The 21,061-nt window shown below is 46.6% G+C and carries 24 protein-coding genes and 1 pseudogene; 13 read left to right on the forward strand and 12 right to left on the reverse strand.

The features are described from left to right. Positions 1-205 precede the first annotated feature (205 nt). From D515_RS21440 to D515_RS21455, 5 genes and pseudogenes are all read right to left on the reverse strand, one after another. Positions 206-979 carry a helix-turn-helix transcriptional regulator gene (locus D515_RS21440; protein WP_002541615.1) on the reverse strand — a complete coding sequence of 258 codons (774 nt, stop codon included), beginning with the start codon at positions 977-979 and terminating at the stop codon, positions 206-208. A 9-nt stretch (positions 980-988) separates the two neighbouring features. Next, a complete protein-coding gene (locus D515_RS21445; protein ID WP_039850473.1) occupies positions 989-1,519 on the reverse strand; it encodes a YbhB/YbcL family Raf kinase inhibitor-like protein in 531 nt (176 codons plus the stop codon). A 134-nt stretch (positions 1,520-1,653) separates the two neighbouring features. After that, positions 1,654-2,610, reverse strand: a complete 957-nt coding sequence (corA, locus tag D515_RS21450) for a magnesium/cobalt transporter CorA (protein ID WP_002541617.1) — start codon at positions 2,608-2,610, stop codon at positions 1,654-1,656. A gap of 197 nt (positions 2,611-2,807) precedes the next feature. Beyond that, a complete protein-coding gene (locus D515_RS26270; RefSeq protein WP_231590880.1) occupies positions 2,808-3,053 on the reverse strand; it encodes a ribosomal protein L7/L12 in 246 nt (81 codons plus the stop codon). After that, a pseudogene (locus tag D515_RS21455) lies at positions 3,036-3,791 on the reverse strand (transporter substrate-binding domain-containing protein); the annotation flags it as partial. The gene D515_RS26270 and the pseudogene D515_RS21455, both read right to left, overlap by 18 nt. Before the next feature lie 71 nt (positions 3,792-3,862). Here D515_RS21455 and D515_RS21460 point away from each other — a divergent pair. After that, the gene (locus tag D515_RS21460) at positions 3,863-4,099 is read left to right on the forward strand and encodes a hypothetical protein (protein ID WP_152442414.1); all 237 of its coding nucleotides are present in this window, start codon (positions 3,863-3,865) and stop codon (positions 4,097-4,099) included. A gap of 118 nt (positions 4,100-4,217) precedes the next feature. Next, entirely contained in the window at positions 4,218-4,508 is a 291-nt protein-coding gene (locus D515_RS21465; protein WP_002541620.1) for a hypothetical protein, read from the forward strand. A 20-nt stretch (positions 4,509-4,528) separates the two neighbouring features. On the opposite strand, the gene D515_RS26390 is transcribed toward D515_RS21465, so the two are convergent. The 4 genes from D515_RS26390 to D515_RS21480 form a co-directional block, all read right to left on the reverse strand. Then, the gene (locus tag D515_RS26390) at positions 4,529-4,651 is read right to left on the reverse strand and encodes a hypothetical protein (RefSeq protein WP_002541621.1); all 123 of its coding nucleotides are present in this window, start codon (positions 4,649-4,651) and stop codon (positions 4,529-4,531) included. A 96-nt stretch (positions 4,652-4,747) separates the two neighbouring features. Then, positions 4,748-5,629 (reverse strand): hypothetical protein, encoded by an 882-nt coding sequence (locus D515_RS21470; RefSeq protein WP_002541622.1) that lies wholly within the window; start codon positions 5,627-5,629, stop codon positions 4,748-4,750. 14 nt (positions 5,630-5,643) lie between these two features. Continuing rightward, complete coding sequence (locus tag D515_RS21475; RefSeq protein WP_002541623.1) at positions 5,644-6,351, reverse strand: hypothetical protein; 708 nt, start codon at positions 6,349-6,351, stop codon at positions 5,644-5,646. A 325-nt stretch (positions 6,352-6,676) separates the two neighbouring features. Beyond that, positions 6,677-7,159, reverse strand: coding sequence for an Lrp/AsnC family transcriptional regulator (locus tag D515_RS21480; protein ID WP_002541624.1), 483 nt, complete (start codon positions 7,157-7,159; stop codon positions 6,677-6,679). A gap of 137 nt (positions 7,160-7,296) precedes the next feature. Here D515_RS21480 and D515_RS21485 point away from each other — a divergent pair, with 137 nt between their 5' ends. Next, positions 7,297-7,893 (forward strand): OsmC family protein, encoded by a 597-nt coding sequence (locus D515_RS21485; protein WP_002541625.1) that lies wholly within the window; start codon positions 7,297-7,299, stop codon positions 7,891-7,893. 80 nt (positions 7,894-7,973) lie between these two features. Here D515_RS21485 and D515_RS21490 read toward each other — a convergent pair whose 3' ends face one another. Continuing rightward, positions 7,974-8,432, reverse strand: a complete 459-nt coding sequence (locus D515_RS21490; protein ID WP_002541626.1) for a RidA family protein — start codon at positions 8,430-8,432, stop codon at positions 7,974-7,976. A 768-nt stretch (positions 8,433-9,200) separates the two neighbouring features. Here D515_RS21490 and D515_RS21495 point away from each other — a divergent pair. The 10 genes from D515_RS21495 to D515_RS21540 all read left to right on the forward strand — a co-directional run bounded on the left by D515_RS21495 (position 9,201) and on the right by D515_RS21540 (position 18,823). After that, a complete protein-coding gene (locus D515_RS21495) occupies positions 9,201-10,226 on the forward strand; it encodes a calcium-binding protein (protein WP_002541627.1) in 1,026 nt (341 codons plus the stop codon). A 194-nt stretch (positions 10,227-10,420) separates the two neighbouring features. Beyond that, positions 10,421-11,020, forward strand: coding sequence for a Crp/Fnr family transcriptional regulator (locus D515_RS21500; RefSeq protein ID WP_002541628.1), 600 nt, complete (start codon positions 10,421-10,423; stop codon positions 11,018-11,020). 921 nt (positions 11,021-11,941) lie between these two features. Continuing rightward, the gene (locus tag D515_RS21505; RefSeq protein WP_239644010.1) at positions 11,942-13,357 is read left to right on the forward strand and encodes an SLC13 family permease; all 1,416 of its coding nucleotides are present in this window, start codon (positions 11,942-11,944) and stop codon (positions 13,355-13,357) included. A gap of 11 nt (positions 13,358-13,368) precedes the next feature. Then, positions 13,369-14,151 carry a hypothetical protein gene (locus D515_RS21510; protein WP_002541630.1) on the forward strand — a complete coding sequence of 261 codons (783 nt, stop codon included), beginning with the start codon at positions 13,369-13,371 and terminating at the stop codon, positions 14,149-14,151. After that, on the forward strand, positions 14,148-15,395 hold the full coding sequence (gene apgM, locus D515_RS21515; RefSeq protein ID WP_002541631.1) for a 2,3-bisphosphoglycerate-independent phosphoglycerate mutase: 1,248 nt from the start codon (positions 14,148-14,150) through the stop codon (positions 15,393-15,395). The genes D515_RS21510 and apgM overlap by 4 nt, the downstream gene beginning before the upstream one ends. A gap of 65 nt (positions 15,396-15,460) precedes the next feature. Then, positions 15,461-16,429 (forward strand): LysR family transcriptional regulator, encoded by a 969-nt coding sequence (locus tag D515_RS21520; RefSeq protein WP_002541632.1) that lies wholly within the window; start codon positions 15,461-15,463, stop codon positions 16,427-16,429. 210 nt (positions 16,430-16,639) lie between these two features. Beyond that, positions 16,640-16,972 carry a Crp/Fnr family transcriptional regulator gene (locus D515_RS21525; protein WP_002541633.1) on the forward strand — a complete coding sequence of 111 codons (333 nt, stop codon included), beginning with the start codon at positions 16,640-16,642 and terminating at the stop codon, positions 16,970-16,972. A 71-nt stretch (positions 16,973-17,043) separates the two neighbouring features. Continuing rightward, entirely contained in the window at positions 17,044-17,670 is a 627-nt protein-coding gene (locus tag D515_RS21530) for a nitroreductase family protein (protein WP_002541634.1), read from the forward strand. After that, positions 17,667-18,137: a DMT family transporter gene (locus tag D515_RS21535; RefSeq protein ID WP_002541635.1), complete on the forward strand. Its 471-nt coding sequence runs from the start codon at positions 17,667-17,669 to the stop codon at positions 18,135-18,137. Before D515_RS21530 ends, D515_RS21535 begins: the two co-directional genes overlap by 4 nt. Further along, the gene (locus D515_RS21540) at positions 18,134-18,823 is read left to right on the forward strand and encodes a GNAT family N-acetyltransferase (RefSeq protein WP_002541636.1); all 690 of its coding nucleotides are present in this window, start codon (positions 18,134-18,136) and stop codon (positions 18,821-18,823) included. The genes D515_RS21535 and D515_RS21540 overlap by 4 nt, the downstream gene beginning before the upstream one ends. 56 nt (positions 18,824-18,879) lie before the next feature. On the opposite strand, the gene gnd is transcribed toward D515_RS21540, so the two are convergent. Beyond that, complete coding sequence (gene gnd / locus D515_RS21545) at positions 18,880-20,328, reverse strand: decarboxylating NADP(+)-dependent phosphogluconate dehydrogenase (RefSeq protein WP_002541637.1); 1,449 nt, start codon at positions 20,326-20,328, stop codon at positions 18,880-18,882. A gap of 13 nt (positions 20,329-20,341) precedes the next feature. After that, positions 20,342-21,061 (reverse strand): 6-phosphogluconolactonase, encoded by a 720-nt coding sequence (gene pgl, locus D515_RS21550; protein ID WP_002541638.1) that lies wholly within the window; start codon positions 21,059-21,061, stop codon positions 20,342-20,344.

A 21,061-nucleotide genomic window follows, 5' to 3' on the forward strand; every position in this document is an offset into this window, starting at 1 on the left:
CTCCGCCAACACAATGAAGCCTCGACAGAAATGTCGGGGCTTTTGTATTTATCAGATTCCAAGAAGGGGATTCTCATGAGCCTTGCGGCTTGAGTCCCGCTGGAGCGCCAGCCCGGCCGTTCCGCCACTGATTAAAGCCTGATGCGAAAGCGTCAGGCTTTTTTTCTTATACGCGCCCCGGGAAGTGCTGCGCATGTGGGTTTTCCTACAACGTCTGAACATACTCTTTGGGTGTCAGCCCGAAGACTTCCTTAAACCTCTGCGAAAATCGCGCTTCAGATTGATAGCCACAGGCAAGTGCAATATTAAGCTGTGAGCGGGAATTCTGCATGAGTGAGAGGGCATAAACCATCCGGACGTTGGTCAGGATATGGCGAAACGACGTGTTTTCTGCAGCCAGCTTTCTCTTCAATGTTGCCGAGCTCATTGAAAAGTCGGCAGCCACGGATTCAACACTATGCGCATTACCTGGGTTTAGGCTTAGGTAGCTCGCAAGTCTTTCGCTCAAAGATTTATCACTTCCGGGGAAGAGAAGATGCAAAGCATTGGCTTCCCGAAGCTCAGCGTAAAATGCCAACAGAAACTGTTTTTGGGTTTCTTCAGACAGTGATTTTCCCGCCATTTCATACAAGACATCAAAACAGTACGCCAACTGCGGTGTGACAGAAAGACGCGGTTCTTCAGCTATTGGTGCTACCGAAGCATTGTCCTCAAGCCACTCGTTAGGCGGAGGCTCAAGAAAGGTCAGCGTTCTGGAAAAGAAATCGGTTTGTGAAGGTTCGTTGACGAACGTAAGGGAATGACTGGCTGGAACAACCAACCAGTCATGTGAGGAATACTGACGAGAGCTATCTTGCCACCAAAGCTGTTTCAATCCTCGGTTTACCCAGATAACGGTAGGGGCATAGACAAGTACGTTTCGAAGAGGCTGTTTTGTTAAGCCACGAAATTGTCCAGTCTTCACCAGTGCTCTCGTCATCTCGATTCCTTATTCGTTCACATAGGTAGCGGTTAGCGTTGCTTTACCCAATGCGGAAGCATTCAACATGTATCCAATCAGCGCGTTAGATGGATTCTTTGGCAACGCCAGCTCTTCAGAAGGTAACGCCCAAACCGTAAATTGATAGCGATGCATACCATGACCTTTTGGTGGGCAGGCACCACCAAAGCCGACAGCCCCGTAGTCATTTTCCATCTCGTGCGCTTGTTTCAACTTGCCTGATGCACCTTGATTTAGCTGGGTGGTTGAAGCGGGAATATCGAGTGCCAGCCAGTGCCACCATCCACTACCAGTAGGTGCATCTGGGTCGTATGCCGTAATCGCAAAGCTTTTGGTTCCTTCCGGTGCATCTTTCCAACTTAATTGTGGAGAGAGGTTATCGCCTGAACAGCCGAAACCTTGGAACACAAAAGTATCTGCCATTCTTGAGCCTTCTTGAATGTCGCTACTGCTCAGGGTAAATGCGTGGCTATTAAACGCCACGGCGGCCAAAAGTGGGGCGATAAGTGTCAGTTTCATCATGATTCTCCTTGTCAATAAGTGGAACCATGATGCGGATTCTAGATAGGATTTTATTTACATTAAAGCTCAATATTTGAAACTAAGATAGGCATATTGAGCTTATTGGTGACTTCTGGGTGCTTTTAGAATGCTCACAGCCATCCCTTCTTCTTGAAATAGACCAAAGGCGCAACGCCCGAGGCGATCATCAATCCGATCGCAAAGGGGAAGCCGTATTTCCATTCTAATTCCGGCATAAAGTGAAAATTCATTCCATAGATACTGGCGACCACCGTCGGTGGCAGGAAAACAACCGCTGCAATTGAGAAGATCTTGATGATCTGGTTTTGTTCGATGTTGATAAAGCCCTGAGTCGAGTCCATCAGGAAGTTGATTTTGTCGAATAGGAAGGTGGTGTGGGACATCAAAGCATCAATATCCCGGCCGATTTCGTGTAACGTTTCTCTGTGCTCGTTTCTGCTTTGCAAATGGCGAAGCAGGAAGGAAATCGCACGTTGGTTATCCATCAAACAAAGGCGCACTTTTCCGTTACTGTCCTCAAGCTTTGCCAATTGCTCAATGCTTTCTTCCAAATCGGAATCGTCATCTTCAAGCACAGCATGGCTGACTTTTTCCAACTCGCGGTGCAAGTCTTCCAGCGTATCCGCATGGTTTTCGACTTTCTGCTCCAGTAAAGTCACTAAAAGGGTTTCTACATCTTTGCATCGAACTTGTCGACGTCTTGCGCGAAGCCTGAGTAAGCGAAAATCGGCAACGTCGCCATCACGAATGGTTATCAGACGTTCGCTCTGCAAAATACAGGCGACGGTGACTGTGGTGTGCCGTCCTTCACTTTTTGATAGGAATAGAGAGTGAACATGAAGGCCACTCTTGTCAGCGAAGTATCTGGCAGAGGTTTCAATTTCCTCAACATCATCAGATTCAGGTAAGTCGATGCGAAGTAAAGAGCTGACAAGTTCGCGTTCCGTATCAGTAGGATCGTGTGCATCTATCCATTTGGCTTGTTCCACCAACTGTTTGAGGTCAGCGTTTTCCCCAACAGGAATTTCCGTTATCGCGCCAGATTCAATCGTAAACAAACGTAGCATAATGACCCCTTAGCAATGCGGCAAATAAGAAAAAAGTGCAGGGCTGTGTTTTAATTCTGTGTTCAGATGGTGCTGACATTCAAGGTTGGGCGTGGGTATTGGCGTATACGTCACAGTAGGAAGACAGTTTGAATCGGGTGATACTGAGGTAACTTTAAGGCTGGCGGAGCTGCCAGCCTTGCTGATTGGTTTGCGTTTTATTGAACCGGTTTTATGTCGATAGTGGCGCCTGCCGCTTCCAGCGCTTTTTCTAATTTCTCGGCCTCGCTTTTCGACAGCTTCTCTCTGAGCACAGCCGGAAGGCTTTCTACCACGGATTTGGATTCAATCAGGCTCAGGCCTGTCGCGTCTTTGACTGCCTGAATGATATCAACTTTCTTTCCATCTGCAGCGGTTAGCACCACGTTGAACTTCTGCTCTGCAATTAGCTGGTTTTTCTGCATCAGTTGTTTGTCGATGCCCTTGAGCTTCATTTCATCAATAGCGAAGTTGACGGTATTCAGCAGGCCTTGTTCGCCTTTGGGAATCAGGTAGCCAAACTGACTGCGGGTGAAAGGCTCTTCACACCGAGCAGCTTCCAGTTTGTCGTTGGTGACTTCGTAGAAAAGGCCTTCTGGCGTTTCCGTTACCATCACATCCACTTCACCTGCCGCGACAGCTTTTGGCACATCCAGATTGTTTTCAAACTTGGTGAAGCTGGCGTTCGGGAGGTTTGCATCCGCAAATTTTTCGTTGGTCCCGCCGATGTTTACGCCCACTCGAACCGAAGGCAGATTTACTGTCTCAAGAGAGTTGTACTTGCCAGCATTGCCTTTCGCGACGAGGAAACACTTACCAAAAACCATATAACCCTGAGTTTGTTCGGCGTTGAGTTGGCGCTGCATTCGGCGGGTAATGCCGCCCATGGCAATGTCGTACTTATCTTCTTTCAAGCCATCAAGTAGGGCTTTCCAGGTGGTGGGCACAAACTCCACTTTTACGCCGAGTTGTTCGCCCAGATATTGTGCAACATCGATGTCATAGCCTGAGTAGTTTTGGCCATCATAGAAAGAGAAAGGCTTGTAATCGCCGGTGGTGCCGACGCGAATAACGCCAGCTTCGAGAATATCGTCCAGTTGATCTGCAACTGCAAAGCTGGAAAGGGTTAGAGCCACTGACGCGATAAGGTGAAATGCTTTCATAGTGATACGTCTTTTTTTGGTTATTGGACGTTCTAATCTAGCAATCCCTTCAAAACGATAGGGTCTAACTAATGAGTATGCAACGCTTTTTGCTTTTTGAAATCACTAGCCTCTCATCCATCAACAAAGCGTCAACAATTCAAAAGCACAGCCAACCCGATTCTCTCCCGTGTCAGCCAATTGCAGAAAAAATGCTCAAGCACTGCCAGCGGGAACAAGCCGCACTGGAAGCAGAGTGTGCTGCGATAGAACACGAGGTAGAACATCGTCCGCCGGCGCTCAGGGCCGGGAAAAGGCTGGAGGTTTAATACTCATTGAGAGCTATTTTTCGATTTTTATTGTTAACGACTTGGTCTAAAGATGAAACGCTTGTGAGTTGTTTTATTTGATACCTTGAGTTTGAGTATTAGGAAAAGGACTTCATAAATGAAAAGTACCATTGGTTTAGTTATGATGTTGGTTGCGATGGGAGCATTCTTTATCAGTGCCTTTTTGGCGGATTCTGTGCTGATGGGTATCTCTATTTTTTTGTTTTTGATCGGTCTGATTTTCTATTTTTTCTACAACAGATCTACAGAGGTCGAAGACTGCGATACCTCAGTACATATTGAAGTTCTAACTGAAAGAGCTGAATTGCATGTTGAAGATGAGTGGAAGAAACGTGACAAGATGAAGGGCTCTGATGCCTTCTCTGGGCCCGATGATTCGCGTCACTAATTTGCTATTCCTATGCTCGATCAGTCTTTCTTAACAGGCTCAGCCAAATTGATCGGCAACGCGGTGGTGTGCTTCACTTCATCCAACACAAACAGGGTTTGTGCTTCTCTCACCTCAGGGAAGCTTCTAAGTGTTTTTAACACAAAGTGTGAGAGTTCTTTGCTGAAACGAAAAGAGGTCCAAGAATTATGAGGAGCAATAAGCGGCCCTCTATTAGGAAGAGGGCCCTAAGAGTGGTTTTATTGCGCAAAGGCTGCGGTCGAACCAAAACACTCCGATGTGGATTTCTCCTTATCAATTGGCACTGCAATCAACCAAGAACGAAGATCTCGTATCACTGTGTAGCCGCACTTTTCATCAACGGGATATCCCCGATAGACGGACTGCTGCAAGCCATTATTGACGATATAGGTGTAGTGTTTGGGTTGCGTTTCTTGTCGATACTCCCCCGTTAACTCCTGCTTAGCGATGTGCAAAGAAAGTGAGAGGAGGCGCTTCATTTGCAGTTCGAGCCTTTCGATGTCGGTATCGAGATGAAAGTCATCTGGCAGTAATTGATGATCAAAAACACTAATCAAGTTTTGATAGACAATGACGTCTTTGCTTGTTTTTGCTTCACTCAAACTGCTTGGCACTGCGATGACTGACTTCATGGAGAGTACTTTTTTCTGTGGGTCACTGAAAAAAGTGGGTTTAAATTGAATCGAATTGTCAATCTCGGCTGCAAAAATGTCACTATCGCCAACAAGTGTGCTCAGTTTCCATTTTTCAGTAGCAGATATCAGGCTTTGGATGCTTTTATTCGCAGACGATTGAGCCTCGGCGAGTTTACTATCTCGTGCCGAATCTATCACTGCAGCATGAGTCGCTACTTGAGCAATCAAGCCAACCAGCCCTGCATCCGCCATATACAGCATTGAACCTGCCTCAATTGCATCATTACCATCATGTAGCCCCAGGAAAGTAACTTTATCTTCGCCAGGAACTGCAAAAATTATGCGGTTTTCTGGTAAGTAATTCCCTTCAATCTCGTTAAGGTGCTGTGTGTCTGTGACCTGCTTGGATGAAGACTGACATCCAAGCAACACCAACGACAAGAAAATGAGGGCGACTATCCTCAATAGCATCTCTTTACCTACTTAACTAGATGATTGTTTAATGTCGTTTTGACATTCTGCGTGGCTTGGTAGTAGGAAGTAGTAACGCTGGGGAATGCTGGTGGCTCATCCCATTCACCTTGTGGCTGAACTCTCTCGTCAAACTCTAGGAACTGTACCAAGCGATTGTTAGTCAGATCGACAGTATAGAGAATGCCAGCTACGTGACCCTGAGGATCTGTTGTTGGGAAGTAACTATTAAAGCCTCGGTATGCGCCGTGTCGGTAAATTGAGAGTACAGAGAGGAAATCAGTACCTAATTGTTCTTTCAGGCTTGTGAAGTCTTTCTTGGCGAAGCCAAGACCACCATCGAATGATTTGAGGCTATCGAAGTCAATTTGACTCACTTCAACGACGTCTCCAGCAAGACCATTAAGATTAGCCAATACGGTTTCTTTAATATCGCTAAGTTCATCGGTGGATATGGTTGCTTCTAAGTGAGAGTCTAATGTTTGTGTTAGACCAGCGGCAACGCCATAACATAATAAACAGCCAGCACCAAAAATATGCGTGGTTGCTTTGTCAGGGTTTGGACCGGCATAAAAGAAAGATACTGAACTGTTGCTTGTTATTGGACTATTAGCGTCAAGTGTCACAGTGGGTTGTGGTGTCGCCGCACAACCCGTTAGCAAGAGTAAGCCAAGCACTAAGAAGGGTGTTTTTATTCCAGCGAAAAAATCTCTCATTATCAATCCTTGAATATATAGTTTCTGCCAACAAGACGTTTAACGACTTTCCGTAACAGCATGTTGTTGAAATCGCTTTTCTAACGTTTGTGTTTAGGTTGTCAGATAAATTTGTCTTTTTTTAAATAAAATGACTCCAAATATGAGAATTTAAAGGATTGCTTCTAAATTGATGGAACTTTATTAATTTGAAACATTGCTAGAAGAATCACCGCTTGTTGGGATTAGATTAGAATTGGCTTGAGCCCTGCTTTAAATATTTGGGCTCAACTGGCGAAAGATAATTCCTAAAAAGCTCCAAGATAGAGCGTGCGCTGCGTTGGGGTTACCGTTTTTTAACCGGCTCCGCCAGATTAATCGGCAGGGCCGTAGTGTGTTTCACTTCATCCAGCACAAACAGGGTTTGCGCTTCTCTCACTTCAGGAAAGCTTCTCAGTGTTTTTAATACAAAATGCGAGAGTTCTTTGTTGGTTCTAGCGACAACCTTCATCAGATGGTCGTAGGGGCCGGAAAGGGAATAGCATTCCAGGATCAGCGGGTGATCTTTCACTGCTGATTTAAACAAATCAAACGCCGCTTCGCTTTTCTGATCAATACTGACCTGAACAAAAGCCGTTACACCAAATCCTGCCTCTTCGGCATCAAGCATTGCGCCATAACCTTTAATCACACCGGAATCTTCAAGGCTCTTTGTACGTCGTAGACAGGTTGATTCTGACATGTCAGTGGCTTTGGCGAGTTCCACAATCGTCATGCGTCCGTTTTCTTGAAGCTGTGAGAGTATCTTTTTGTCCTGATTGGTTAGCATGACGATTTCCTTCACTATAACGTTCTTAATTGAATGATAACACCATAAAACTTCGTCTCAAGGATGACTTTGACGGCATTCTCCACCTGTTCTTGGGTAAGATTTAATCAGCCTCTAGCGCGTATAAGGAGAATACAATGTCGAACGAAAAGTTCTTTCATGTTGGCGAACTGAGCAGTGAGCAGCCCGCGACTACGCAATATCAACAATCTACTTTCTCGAAAGCCCGTCATCCTGAACCGTATCGCTTTGAAGTGAACCTAAGCGCTGAGGCAGGAGACATGCAGAAAAAGACGGGGGTGGTTTCCGTCAATATTCCGGGTTTTAGTCCGGTAAAGCTTTATTGCGATGAACAGCCGCCAGTTGGTAATGACACGGCGCCGCCACCGCTGGCATTCTTTTCAGCGGGTATCGGCTTTTGTTTGATGACTCACCTGACGGATATTCTCACTGCCCGCAAAATTCAGGTGGATTCCTTAAAGCTTGAGCAACGCATTGTGTTCAGAACCAATCTTGGTCATATGCGTGAGCACGGTTATATGACGGACGGTGGTTGCGATATTGTCGAAACGCACGTGATTATCGAAAGCCCTGAGCCGGAAGAGAGAATTAAAGATCTGCTGGATGAAGCAGAAAACGGCTGCATGGCGCACTTTGCCATGAGAAACCCCATCCCTTGGTCGACGCGCTTGGTTTACAACGGCAAGGAGGCCATCAGCCGCTCGGGCGAGTAGATTTGTATATATTAGAAATGAGCCCAAAAGAAAGGCTGCCAATTTGGCAGCCTTTCTTGTTGTATATGGCCCGGAATTCATCACTCAATCGCTGCGATGCATTCCACCTCTACTTTCGCACCCAGTGCCAATCCGTTTGCACCAATTGCGCTTCTTGCTGGATATTTGTCTGAAAAGTAGGTTCTGTAGATATCGTTGAAAGTATTCCACTCAGACATGTCGGCGAGCAATACGGTACATTTGACAAGATTGCTCATGTTATAGCCGTTAGCGTTAAGCGACGTTTTGATGTTCTCCATCGTTTGTCGTGACTCAGCTTCTATGCCACCGGGAGCCAAGGTTAACGTGCCGGGCAAAATGCCGATCTGCCCAGACAAATAAATGGTGTTATCAACTCGCACCGCCTCAGAAAAGGGCAGATTTGTGGGAAGCACGGTGCCAGAGTTTAGAAATTCAATGCCTTTGTGACGCTTTGCGAATGCGGGTTGCGTGGCGAGAATACTGAAGCAGATGGTAAATAGGATGAGGAAGTTTCGCATATTGGTTTCCTTAATTTTGATGATATAGAGGTGAGCGTCGTTGATAGTGAATGTGAAAACTGACGCCTGAATGAACCCCATCTTTGTTTAAAATCGTGGATAGCAAGCATAGTGACGGGAAATGTGTTGGGATCGGATGCAGGCGTTTTTAGTGAGGGAATTAAAGAATGCTGAGCATGTCCTTGTAACGAAAAACCAACTCTTAGCTTTCTAACAGGCTTTGCCTTTTTTACAGTCTATATCGGAATACCCCAATAGCCCCATCATCCCTAACCTTGAAAAGGTCTTTAGGATGCTGGGGTTACCTGTTTTGTTGATTTCTCTTCCAAAAAGTCTGCCTGTCTTCTTATGCCTTAGACATAGGATTGTAAGAAACCGTTGAACACTAGTCCTTCTTTTGTAAGCAGTATGAGGGGCTAACCCCCGAATTTCCCTAAAAAAATAATGCTTATTTATGATTGAATTTTGCGTGCCTATTTGGTTTGGCATGTCTTATTTGTTGCTGATGCCACAAGGTATTGGAAAATAGCTGGATGAGGTTATGTTTTCCAGTTTGGCAATAGAGGACGTGACCAAAAAAGCGTTAAGAAAAATCGACAAGCCGGATTGGTACTTTCCTCAAATACTCATTAAGTCGCTGTGAGTTTCATATGGACTGCTTCATTAGTGAGAACTAATGGATGATGTCATTTGATTAGAGTGGAACTGTCGACATGAGCATTCATGTCGAACGAAGAGATCCCAATAAACAGGACAGAGGTTAGGACAATGGCAACAATAGTAGGTACGAACAACGATGAAACGTTGAACGGCACTGACTCGCATGACTGTATCTATGCATACGATGGCGATGACATCATCTACAGCGGCAATGGCGTCGATTACATCTACGCAGGAAACGGCAATGATTCTGTTTTCGGTGGCGCGGATTGTGATGTGGTATACGGCGGCTGGGGTAACGACAACATCTATGGCTTTGGTGGTAATGACTACCTATATGGTGAATGTGGTAACGACCAAATCAAAGGCGGTGATGGTAACGACTGTATAGATGGTGGCTCAGGTGACGATATCCTGTTTGGGGATAACGGCAATGACTACATGGTTGGCGGCGATGGCAATGACAACATGTACGGCGGTGAAGGTTGCGACACATTACTGGGTGGTAATGGTGATGACCATATCCAGGGCGGCGGCGGCACTGATTACATTGATGGCGGCGCAGGTAATGATTACATCTGGGGGCTGGAAGATAACGATATCATCCTAGGTGGTTGTGGCGATGACATCGCGTTCGGCCAGGGTGGTGACGATAAGATCTGGGGTGGTTACGGCCATGATATGTTGTTTGGTCAAGATGGTAACGACCAACTTATCGGTGGTTGCGGTAACGACAAACTCGAAGGTGGTGATGGTTGCGACAAACTCTGGGGTGAGTGGGGCAACGATGACATCTGGGCAGGCAATGGTGACGATTGGCTGATCGGCGGTTGTGGTAATGACATCCTCGCGGCTTCTGCAGGTAATGATGAGCTGTGGGGCGGTTCAGGCTGCGATCTGTTCTTCTTCGATGCCAATGATGATACCAACAACGTTTGGGACTTCTGCTACTGGCAAGATACCATCCAAATTGACAACAGTCTGGCGACGTCGACCTCTGACATTAGCGTTTCTGTCGGCTGGGATGGCACGCACCTTGGCTTTGCAGACGGTACCGAAGTGGTTCTTAAAGGCTGGTGTTACGGCTTGAACTACGTCAATGTGGAGTTCGTCACTGGCCTGTATGACGTTTAATGCACTTTTTAGGCTCTGTTGACTGAACAACCACTCAGTTAATCTATCGTTAAAGGCTCTGAGAGTGGATCTCAGAGCCTTTGTTTTTCTGTTAACCCATCCGCAGAACGACGGCCTATCCATCAGCGTTGGTTTCACTCTCCGCGCTCATTAGTTAGCGTGTGTTGCAGGAAAAAATGGATAAGGAAGCTCCTATGTCTCTCTCACTCGAACACTTACAAGAGACGGTGCGCCGCTATTATGCGATTGATGAAGCATCCATGCAGGCTTTCATGGCCTGCTGCAAGGTGACAAGCATTGGCAAAGGAGAAACGCTTTACGATATCACGCAAATTCCCACGCATTTTGCTTTTCTTCACAAAGGTCTGATGCGCGCGTTTTTGCTGGATGAAGAGGGCAACGAATACAACAAGAACTTCTTTGATGAAGGCAGGTTTCCCGGTTGCATGAGTGCGCTGCTTCAGCAAGCGCCAAGCCGGATTGCCATTCAGGCTTTAGAGCCTTGCGAACTGGTCGAAATCGACTTCAAACAGTTTCGTGTCGCGCTGTTTATGCATCCGGATTTAATGCGTTTTCATATTCACTATTTGGAGAAACATTGGCTTTTGGAAAAGGAGCCGAAGGAAATCAGTTATCTTGAGCATGAAGCCAAAGACAGATATCAGGCGTTTCTGACTGACTTTCCTGTAATCGCCCCCAGATTGCCGCAATACCACATCGCTAGTTACCTCGGCATTACCCCCACTCAGCTGAGCCGAATTAGAAAACAAATTTACTATACCCAAGCGACCTGAAGATGCTCGCATTGAGGGCCTCCCTTCAGGCGAGTTGACTGACGCCGTGCTGTTTGTTGTCCCTTTTTGATGGAGATGACTACACCCGCAAAGGAACGCCGCGATCACAACGCCAGTCAATCTCGCTGAAAGAAGAGAGGGTTACTAAGAAAAAGCTGACACTGAGTATGAGCAAGATATTTCTCATTATAGCCTCCTAATAATCACTGATTTGTCATTTGTCATTTGTCATTTGGCGATGTCAGGTCGTTTGGGTATAGATAGCCAGTTAAGAGACGAGAGATCATCGGACGTTGGATGCGGAAGGTTACAGTTTTAAGGTGAGACTGTGTGTTCAATCAAACTCCAGTGTTTAAGCGCCCGCCGGCAAATTTTGTATAGTCAATATTACCTGCAAACCAAGATTTGCTTTTCCTAACTTTTTCTAATTTAAAATGCCCAATCCCCATTGGTGAATACTTTTCTTATTATTGGATGGGATGTATTTTCTTATTTCTTGTCTCCTATTTTAATTCTCCAGTATTAAATGTCCATTATAATATTTACAATTAATTTATATGAATTATTTGCCACGATGTATAGATAGCTAGTCTTTGTATTTTTTATATGCGTTTATGGCTCTTTGGTCTCCGGCTATGATGTTTCAATGACTCTCATGATTAACCATGTTTAATTTTATTAATATCAATGCTTTATGCTCTATTTTTTTGAGTTAGGCTACAGGTATTTAAGAAGGTTATTCATGTTATTTGCTATTTTAATTGGATTAGATAATTAGCGGAATGTAGTCTCTTTTTTCATCTTGGTGAATATCAAGATTTATAATATCTATAAGACTGTTTCACAAACTCTAAGCAAAGGAGAATGCTAGTGGTAAGCATTGTGAGAGATCTAAAATCAAAAAGTAAAACGGAGAAAATAATGTATTACGTTGGGCTACCTTTAGCGATGGTAGTCCTGGCGATCTTTTATTCTATTCCAACCCCGGAAGGCATTAGTTTTGAAGGTAAGATGTCTCTGGGTATTTTCTTATTCGCACTCATCTTATGGGTTACTGAATCCCTGCCCAATTACGCAGTTTCTATGATATCTATCGCACTGTTGTCGATATTGGGCGGGTGGGCAGAAAAAAATGCGCTAGGTACGATGGGGTACGGTGTCATTTGGTTGATGATATCAGCGTTCATCATTACATCTGGTATGGAGAAGAGTGGGCTTGCTAAGCGCATAGCGCTAGCTATCATCACGCGTTTTGGTAAAACCTGGAAATCTATGCTGCTCTCATTAATGGCAGCAAACTTCACTATCGCGTTTATCGTTCCTTCTACAACTGCACGTGCAGCAATGCTTTTACCGATTGTGCTGTTAATTGCAAAAGCCTTCAATGTAGAAAGTGGAAATAAGAACTTAGGTAAACTCCTCTCCATTCAAGGTTTACAAGCTAATAATATTTCGACTTCTGCGATTGTCACAGCAACAGCTCCTCAAATTCTTGCGATCGGTTTGATGAAGGAACTTACGGGTTCTTCTGTGTCATGGGGTGAATGGTTTATTGCCTCTGCGCCTATCGCGGTCCTAACGCTTATCGCTTCTTTCTTTATCGGTATTTTCCTCTTTAAACCAAATGGCGTTGCTAAGGCAGGGGGGGAAGAAATAAAAGAAATTAACAGACAGTATCTTGAATTGGGCCCAGTATCACTGGATGAAAAGAAAGCCGCTTCTATTTTTTTCGTTACCATTTTCTTATGGGCGACAGATAAATGGCACATGGACTTATTCGGTTTTCAGATCAGTCTCGTCATGGTTGCTGTTATCTCGGCATCAATTTTTTTCATGCCTTATGTTGGCATACTGACATGGAAAGAAGCGAAGATTCCATGGAACTTGATGGTGTTTGCTGCTGGTGCTTATGCTGTGGGCGTCTCTCTTAGTGAAACGGGTGTGGCTTCATGGGCATTGGGCAGTATTTTCAGCCACTTTGGTGTGAAAGATATGAGCTTCACCATGCTGTACGCGGTTGTAATAGCGATATCGAGCTTCAGTCACTTTGTCTTTACCAGTAAAACCGTCCGGACCATTATTCTGATCCCAACGCTGATTGGGTTAGCAGAAAGTGCGGGTGTCCCACCTCTCATGCTGGCGTTGCCTGCGGCGTTTACCATCGCGGACACCATTACACTTCCGCCACACAGCAAAGCCAACCTGATTTACTACAGTACGGGCTATTTCTCAGTCAATAACCAGCTTACTTATGGTGTTTTAACCTTGTTGGCCAAATGGTGCTTGATGTTTGGAGCTTCGTTTACCTGGTTCGCATATCTCGGCATCACACCATAGGAGGGTTGGTCATGTTAAAGCATTTATTGAAACTGAGTTTAAAGAATCTATCCCGTTTAAGTCTGGTAGGCGCTACGTTGGCTTTCTCGACAATGGCACTTGCCGAAAGCTTCGGAAACATTGAGCAGTATCATGAAGTTATTTATCCCTCCGGTACTGATGGAAAGATAATCACTGATGTCATCGCGATGCCTAACAATGAAGGATGGGTTTATCTGCCTGCATATAAGAAGGGGTCTTTGACGAATTACGAAGTGTTAGGCGGGACCTTGCTTGAAAAGCCGATCAAGCAGGCAATTCACGGCAGAGAGGCTATTTTGTACCGTTTCGAAGCAGATGGTCGCCCTGTCGCGCTCACACAAACTTTTAACGTCGAGAAGGTTTACAAAGAGAAGAAGGCGAAGCTTAAGTACAGTCATCCGGGGGGCGTTACCCGTGTCTCCTACACCTTTGTAAATACATCACCGTCAACCATTGAGAAGTTTTCTACCCAGTTTTCAGTACCCAAAGGCACAGAGCTCTATGGCGTGGTGACACCTAAATGGTCAAAGAAAAAGAAGACTTTTGAGATTGGTGAAAATGACGGCTGGAAAGAGGTGACCGTTGAGCGTTCTGATTTATCCGCAGGGGATGAAGTTGAACTCAAAGTGAGACTTTATCGACCATCTCCAGTGATTAAATGGGTACTTTGGAGCATCGTTATCCTGCTTTCGGCTGCTTTGTTATGGAAACGTAGAGACGTACTTTCAGAAAACAATGAGTCAGAATCTTCACTGCCAGAGGGGCAAAAATGAGCAAGCAAGCACTACTAATCATCGCCGATGGTATGGGAGATAATCCTATCTCATTACTAAATGGGCTGACACCGCTCGAATATGCGAGGACACCTAATTTAAAGGAGCTCGCATCCAAAGGTCTTTTTGGCAACGTCTATCCAGTAAAGCCCGGCGTTCCAGTTGGTACGGATGTTGGTCACCTAGCTATTTTTGGCTATGACCCTTACGAGGTGTATACGGGTAGAGGACCGATAGAAGCTTATGGTGCGGGTATTGACTTACTTCCGAGTGATATTGCGTTTCGTGGCAATTTCGCGACGGTTGATGATGAACTGACCGTGATTGATAGGCGTGCTGGCCGCATTAATCAAAACACGGATGAACTGGCCAATGCGATCGACGGCATTGTACTTTCCAATGGTGCCAGAGTGATTGCCCGAGCTTTAAGCGCACATAGAGTAGCGGTTGTTATCCGTGGTCAAAATCTTTCAGAGCATATCAGTACCACGGATCCTGGTACTGCGAAAGAAGGTGAGCGGGTTCAGCAAAGCGCTGCGTTAGTTGAAGATAAAAATGCGCTCGAAACAGCCAAGATTATCAATGAGCTGACAGAGAAAATGTACTCAGTCTTGAGTCTTCATCCTGTGAATCAGCAGCGTATTCTAGATGGACTGCCACCTGCCAATATGATTTTGTTGAGAGGTATTGGCCGTGAAATTCAGGCCCCCAAAATGGCAGAGTCTTTTGGCATTCGTGGTGCTTGTGTGGCGGGTGACAGAACGGTGCTGGGTATTGCGAGAATGGCAGGGCTAGATGTATTCCATCAGGAAGGTTTTACAGCAGGTTATGATACTGATTACATTGGCAAAGCCGAACTGGCTGTCAGTAAACTGAAAGAGGGATACGACTGGGTTGTACTGCATGTGAAGGCTCCTGATTTGGCTGGTCACGACTGTCAGCCTATGACAAAGGTCTCCACAGCAATTAAGCTCGATATGATGGTTGGCCATATTCTTCAGCAGATAGATTTGGAACAGTGCTACATTGGATATACCAGTGATCATTCAACGCCTTGCGATAGGCGTGACCACTCTGGAGATCCGGTACCCACATTCTTCGCAGGCGGGAATGTGAGAAGTTTGCCCGTTGAAGACTTTGGCGAGAAATTTCTTGTTCATGGCGCGTTGAACAACCTCACAGCGATAGATTTTTTCCATATTCAGATGGATCACTTGGAGGCTGTTAGAAAACTCGGCGCATAATAAAAGCAGCATGACGGTGACAATGTGGCTGTCATGCTGTTTCTCATCTTCGAGAGGGATCTACGGTGAGAATCGAGAATTTTGAGGCGTTTGTTAACATTGCTCGTTTGGGAAGTTTTACTCAGGCGGCTGAAGAGTGTTTTTGTACTCAAGCGACGATGTCCCAAAGGATTAAGAAGTTAGAAGATTACTATAAAGTCCAATTGCTTCACCGGGATGGTAGAGGCGTTGAACTGACTTTGGCGGGACAGCAAATTCTGCCTTATTGTGAAGCCATAATAGTTGCTCTTCGTGACTCAAAGAACGAGTTGTTAAACATTGATCAACTCTCTATTGGTGAGTTAAAAATCTGCAGTTCCAATACTCCCGGTACCTATATTCTTCCTCAGGTCTTATCCAGCTTTCATCTCAGGTTCCCAGGCATTGAACTGGAGTCCCAGATAAAGTACGCAAAGGATGTGATCAGTGAGATCTCCTTTGGATCAGAGTGTGAGCTGGGGTTTGTCTCTCAGCCTGCTGATGTGGGCGTTGATGACAAGAAATTGATGTTTGAGCCCATTCTAAGAGATAGTCTTGCGGTCATTGTGTCACCTCAGCACCCTATGGTGAGAGACAAATGGGTAGGTAAACATTCCATTTCTTTAGATGATCTTCAAGGTCAGACACTGCTGACTTCTAATCGAAAGAGCTCTACGGTCAAAAATCTGGAGACAACCAGCGGCAAAAGCATGGACTTTAAGCAAGTGGTGGCGCTGGGTAGCATGGAGGCCGTGAAAAAATCAGTAGAACTGAATGCCGGTATTGCTATTGCCTCTCACTTTCTGGTTCAGGATGAAGTGTCTTCTGGGAGACTGCTTTCTTTTTCTATCGAAGATGTCACCGTTTATCGTTTCGTTATGTTGGTGCACCGCAGAACAGTTAGCCTATCTCCCACAGCCCGCGCATTTGTAGAATACCTCAAGAAAGACTTAGCGAAGATGTACCCGACGCTCTGTTGCGATTTGGATCATCGGCGAGCCGCAAATCTAGTCTGACTTTTTGTCAATCCCGGCTTCACTCACCGGGTCTTTTCTATATTTGTCTTTGGATAAGCTGGCTCATTTCAAGCGTTCTTAACTGCGCGTACGTTGCCGAAAAGAAAATGAATAAGGATATTCTTATGCCCCCTTCGCTCGAACACTTACAAGAGACGGTGCGCCGCTATTATGCGATTGACGAAGCATCAATGCAGGTTTCCCGGTTGCATGAGTGCGCTTCTTCGACAAGCGCCAAGCCGGATTGCCATTCAGGCTTTAGAGCCTTGCGAACTGGTCGAAATCGACTTCAAACAGTTTCGTGTCGCGCTGTTTATGCATCCGGATTTAATGCGTTTTCATATTCACTATTTGGAGAAACATTGGCTTTTGGAAAAGGAGCCGAAGGAAATCAGTTATCTTGAGCATGAAGCCAAAGACAGATATCAGGCGTTTCTGACCGACTTTCCTGTAATCGCCCCCAGATTGCCGCAATACCATATCGCAAGTTATCTCGGCATTACTCCCACTCAGCTGAGCCGGATTAGAAAACAAGTTTACTAAATCAACATATGTAAAGGCGTCAGCTTTCGGCATTGCGTAATCTCTCTACATCAACGCAAGGAGAGACAGAGATGAACGTATTAGATGCATTGAATTGGCGCTACGCCGTCAACCAGTTTTCAGAACAAACACTCAGCCAGGAAGCTATCGATGGCCTTATCGAAAGTGTTCGTTTAGCCCCTTCTTCATACGGCGTTCAACCGTTTAAATTGCTGGTGGTTGAAAACCCGGCGCTGAAACAAGCTTGTTTAGCGCACAGTTATGGCCAGCAGAAAGTCGCTGACAATTCTCACCTTCTGGTTCTGGCACACAAGACCTCGCTCAGTGAGGCAGACATTGAAGACTTCATTGAGCAGCTGGCCGCCAATCAGAACCGTCCAGCGTCAGACTTACGCGCTTATCAAGATCAAATTGCCAGCAGCTTGCTGGGACTTAGCCAACCGCAACAGGCAACGTGGGCGGCGCAGCAATGCTTTATCGCATTGGGAACATTGGTCAGCCACGCTGCCGTTGAACAGATTGATGCTTGCCCGATGACAGGGTTTGATTCAGCTGGGCTCAATGAAGTGTTAGGTCTGGATAAGCAAGGGCTCAACGCTGTGATTATTTGTCCTGTTGGCGTGCGTTCGGACACTGACCGCACAGCGAATCGTCCCAAGTTTCGTTTGTCCCGTGACCAACTGGTAGAAACGTTATGAGCAGCTTAACGCTAATGGCACTTGCCGCGGGTGGCTGCATTGCCATTCAGGCGGCGATGAATGCGCAACTGGGTCAAATGCTTGGTAACAGTTGGCTCGCAACCAGCTATGCCTTCCTGACCAGTTTTGTCCTCGTGAGCCTCGCTGTTGCGGTGCTTTACAATGCGGGTGGGATTTCGGCCTCAAACACAGGTCTGGATTGGGAAAAGCTGACCCAGATCCCTTGGTATCTCTGGTTGTCCTGTGTATTCAGTGTGATAGGTGTAGGTAGCTTGTATTTTCTTATCCCTAAAATGGGGGTAGGGAACCTGATGAGTTACTCGCTGGCAGGGCAAATCATTATTGCCATGTTGCTGAGTCACTTTGGCGCATTCGACAGCCCAATCAAGTCGATCTCAGCGGTCAAATTACTCGGTGCTGCGTTGCTGGTGCTGGGTATTGTACTAATCAATAAGGACTTTTCATGAACGCTGCGTTGCAAGCCAACCTCGATAATTTGAATCTCTACTGGCAGGCGCTGGGTGCTAAGCAGGAGGGAGAACTGTTTGTTCATCCCAGCTGGCCCAATAAGCGCTGGAGTCCCGGCTTGAGCCTTCATGGTGTGAATTTCTCTTCTGGGCAAAGGGCATCAACGGTAGATGAGTTGGATGCAAAATGTCTTCAACTGCTTAGCGATCAGCACGGCCTTACGTTGTCAGTGGCGATGCAATTGGTGGTGATGACCTACGAATTACCGCCAGACGCAGAGTTTGAGTTCGGAAAAGAGATTGAGCGGGTATCAACAACAAAGCAAGTCACTGACTGGACAGCCGCCTGCTCAAAGGCTTTCAACTATGTGATTGATGAAGCGGTGATTCAGCACCTTAAAGCCGACAACAACAGCCATATTTTTGCACTCTACAAAGAAGGTGAAATCGCGGGCACTGTGATTCTCTACAAAACGGGAAACACCTTGGGCATTCATCAACTGGGTACACTGAGAGAGTTCAGGAAGATTGGTGTGGCCTCTGCGCTGATGCAACACAATCTGGCACTGGCGAAAGAACTTGGCTGCGAATATGTCACCCTTCAGGCATCCAAAGCAGGGCTGCCACTTTATGAACAATTGGGTTTTCAGCAACTAGCGATGTTAACCAGCGTATTGGCGGAGTAACCGCCAGAAAAGAAAAAGGAGCCATTCGGCTCCTTTTTTTGTTCCAGCAACAGGGATTAGCTGTTGTAGGTGGTCGATACAGTGTCGCCGCCTTTACCGGTCCAGTTGGTGTGGAAGAATTCACCACGTGGACGGTCAGTACGCTCATAAGTGTGCGCACCGAAGTAGTCGCGCTGTGCTTGCAGCATGTTCGCTGGCAGGCGTGCAGTTGTGTAACCATCGAGGAAGGTCAGTGCTGAAGACAGGCCTGGTGATGGCAGACCAATTTCGAAGGTCTTCGCCACGACTTTACGCCATGAGCCCATGCAATCTTCCAGGATGTTCTTGAAGTACTCGTCAGAGCCCAGGAATTTCAGCTCAGGGTTCGCTTCGTATGCATCACGGATGTTACCCAGGAACGCACTGCGGATGATACAGCCGCCGCGCCACAACAGGGCAACGTTACCGTAGTTCAGATCCCAGTTGTATTGCTCTGACGCTTCGCGGATCAGCATGAAGCCTTGCGCGTAAGAGATGATTTTCGCCGCCAGCAGAGCTTTACGCAGTGCTTCCAGCCAAACTTCGCGGTCGCCTTCTACTGGGCCAATCTTGTGTTGGAACAGAGCAGCGGCTTCTTCACGCTCTTCTTTACGTGCAGACAGAGCGCGTGCAAAGACAGATTCAGTGATCAGCGTCAGTGGAATACCGAAGTCCAGCGCATTGATGCCTGTCCATTTACCGGTGCCTTTCTGGCCTGCGGTATCAAGGATTTTCTCCAGCACGATGTCGCCGTCTTCGTCGCGGTAGCCCACGATTTCAGCGCTGATTTCCATCAGGTAGCTGTCCAGCTCGGTCTTGTTCCAAGCAGTCATGGTCGCCTGCATTTCATCGTGGTTCATGCCCAGACCTTCTTTCATGAAGTGGTAAGCTTCACTGATCAGCTGCATGTCGCCGTATTCGATACCATTGTGAACCATCTTCACGAAGTGACCTGCACCTTCACGGCCAACCCAGTCACAGCACGCTTCGCCGCTGTCGGTTTTTGCAGAAATCGCTTGGAAGATAGGCTTCACTGCTGGCCAACCCGCTGGGTTACCACCTGGCATGATTGAAGGTCCGAAACGTGCACCTTCTTCGCCGCCTGAAACGCCAGCGCCGATGAATACCAGACCTTTTTCTTCCAGATCTTTCATGCGGCGTGTGCTGTCTGGGTAGTTAGAGTTACCGCCATCGATAATGATGTCGCCTTCGTCCAGCAAAGGAGTCAGGGCGTCGATAAACTGATCAACAACATCACCCGCACGTACCATCAGCATCACCTTGCGTGGTTTTTCCAGCTTCTCAACCAGATCTTCCAGTGAGTATGCGCCAATGATGTTGGTACCTTTTGCTGCGCCTTCAAGGAACTCGTCAACTTTTGACGTCGTGCGGTTGTAAGCAACCACTTTGAAACCGTTGTCGTTCATGTTCAGGATAAGGTTCTGGCCCATTACCGCCAGACCAATTACGCCGATATCGCCTTTCATTTCTATAAACTCCTTACGCCAATGCCTTCGCGGCAGTAGCATCTAAATACCATTCTGTTGTGCCATGTGTTGATTGAATATGCGCTGCCGGATAAGGCAGGTTTGCGTCGGCGTTTTCACCGTGAATTGCTTCAATCATTTCTGCTTTGCCTGCACCCAGTACCAAGTAGCTGATGCGGTCAGCATTGTTAAGCAGACACGCACTTTTCGAAACACGCAGCTGTCCTGATTGCGGGTGCGCCGCAACCACAGTCAGTGCAGGTTCATCGTAGTCAGTTTGACCTGGGAAGAGGGACGCAGTGTGACCGTCGTCGCCCATACCAAGCAAGATCCAGTCAAATGCAGGCAAGCCGTTTTTCTCTGGCACTTCTGCTTTGATTTCGTCAGCCAATCGCTTAGCTTCTTGCTCTGCATCGTCTTCACCACGAATGCGATGAATGTTCTCAGCAGGGATCTCGATGTGGCTGAACAGCAGGGTGTTGGCTTCGCCGTAGTTGCTTTCAGCATCATCCGGTGCCACGCAGCGCTCATCACCCCACCAGAAGTGGAGGTTTTGCCATTGAATGCTGTTCGCCCATTCTGGCTGTGCCAGCAGTTTGAACAGCAGCTTCGGTGTGCTGCCACCAGAGAGTGAGATATGAACGGGACGTCCTTGTTCACTCAGGCTTTTCATCGACGACGCAAGTTCTAGCACCACGGCGTCTGCATTATCTAAAATGCGGAATTCCTTCAT

This window comes from Grimontia indica (genome assembly GCF_000333895.2).
In the GTDB taxonomy this organism is placed as follows: domain Bacteria; phylum Pseudomonadota; class Gammaproteobacteria; order Enterobacterales; family Vibrionaceae; genus Enterovibrio; species Enterovibrio indicus.

Excerpts from the sequence above, each read along its gene's own strand:
- D515_RS21440 (WP_002541615.1), bottom strand. The coding sequence starts at position 979 with ATGACGAGAGCACTGGTGAAGACTGGACAATTTCGTGGCTTAACAAAA.
- D515_RS21445 (WP_039850473.1), bottom strand. The coding sequence starts at position 1,519 with ATGAAACTGACACTTATCGCCCCACTTTTGGCCGCCGTGGCGTTTAAT.
- corA (WP_002541617.1), bottom strand. The coding sequence starts at position 2,610 with ATGCTACGTTTGTTTACGATTGAATCTGGCGCGATAACGGAAATTCCT.
- D515_RS26270 (WP_231590880.1), bottom strand. The coding sequence starts at position 3,053 with ATGCAGAAAAACCAGCTAATTGCAGAGCAGAAGTTCAACGTGGTGCTA.
- D515_RS21460 (WP_152442414.1), top strand. The coding sequence starts at position 3,863 with ATGAGTATGCAACGCTTTTTGCTTTTTGAAATCACTAGCCTCTCATCC.
- D515_RS21465 (WP_002541620.1), top strand. The coding sequence starts at position 4,218 with ATGAAAAGTACCATTGGTTTAGTTATGATGTTGGTTGCGATGGGAGCA.
- D515_RS21475 (WP_002541623.1), bottom strand. The coding sequence starts at position 6,351 with ATGAGAGATTTTTTCGCTGGAATAAAAACACCCTTCTTAGTGCTTGGC.
- D515_RS21480 (WP_002541624.1), bottom strand. The coding sequence starts at position 7,159 with ATGCTAACCAATCAGGACAAAAAGATACTCTCACAGCTTCAAGAAAAC.
- D515_RS21485 (WP_002541625.1), top strand. The coding sequence starts at position 7,297 with ATGTCGAACGAAAAGTTCTTTCATGTTGGCGAACTGAGCAGTGAGCAG.
- D515_RS21490 (WP_002541626.1), bottom strand. The coding sequence starts at position 8,432 with ATGCGAAACTTCCTCATCCTATTTACCATCTGCTTCAGTATTCTCGCC.
- D515_RS21495 (WP_002541627.1), top strand. The coding sequence starts at position 9,201 with ATGGCAACAATAGTAGGTACGAACAACGATGAAACGTTGAACGGCACT.
- D515_RS21500 (WP_002541628.1), top strand. The coding sequence starts at position 10,421 with ATGTCTCTCTCACTCGAACACTTACAAGAGACGGTGCGCCGCTATTAT.
- D515_RS21505 (WP_239644010.1), top strand. The coding sequence starts at position 11,942 with ATGTATTACGTTGGGCTACCTTTAGCGATGGTAGTCCTGGCGATCTTT.
- D515_RS21510 (WP_002541630.1), top strand. The coding sequence starts at position 13,369 with ATGTTAAAGCATTTATTGAAACTGAGTTTAAAGAATCTATCCCGTTTA.
- apgM (WP_002541631.1), top strand. The coding sequence starts at position 14,148 with ATGAGCAAGCAAGCACTACTAATCATCGCCGATGGTATGGGAGATAAT.
- D515_RS21525 (WP_002541633.1), top strand. The coding sequence starts at position 16,640 with ATGAGTGCGCTTCTTCGACAAGCGCCAAGCCGGATTGCCATTCAGGCT.
- D515_RS21530 (WP_002541634.1), top strand. The coding sequence starts at position 17,044 with ATGAACGTATTAGATGCATTGAATTGGCGCTACGCCGTCAACCAGTTT.
- D515_RS21535 (WP_002541635.1), top strand. The coding sequence starts at position 17,667 with ATGAGCAGCTTAACGCTAATGGCACTTGCCGCGGGTGGCTGCATTGCC.
- D515_RS21540 (WP_002541636.1), top strand. The coding sequence starts at position 18,134 with ATGAACGCTGCGTTGCAAGCCAACCTCGATAATTTGAATCTCTACTGG.
- gnd (WP_002541637.1), bottom strand. The coding sequence starts at position 20,328 with ATGAAAGGCGATATCGGCGTAATTGGTCTGGCGGTAATGGGCCAGAAC.
- pgl (WP_002541638.1), bottom strand. The coding sequence starts at position 21,061 with ATGAAGGAATTCCGCATTTTAGATAATGCAGACGCCGTGGTGCTAGAA.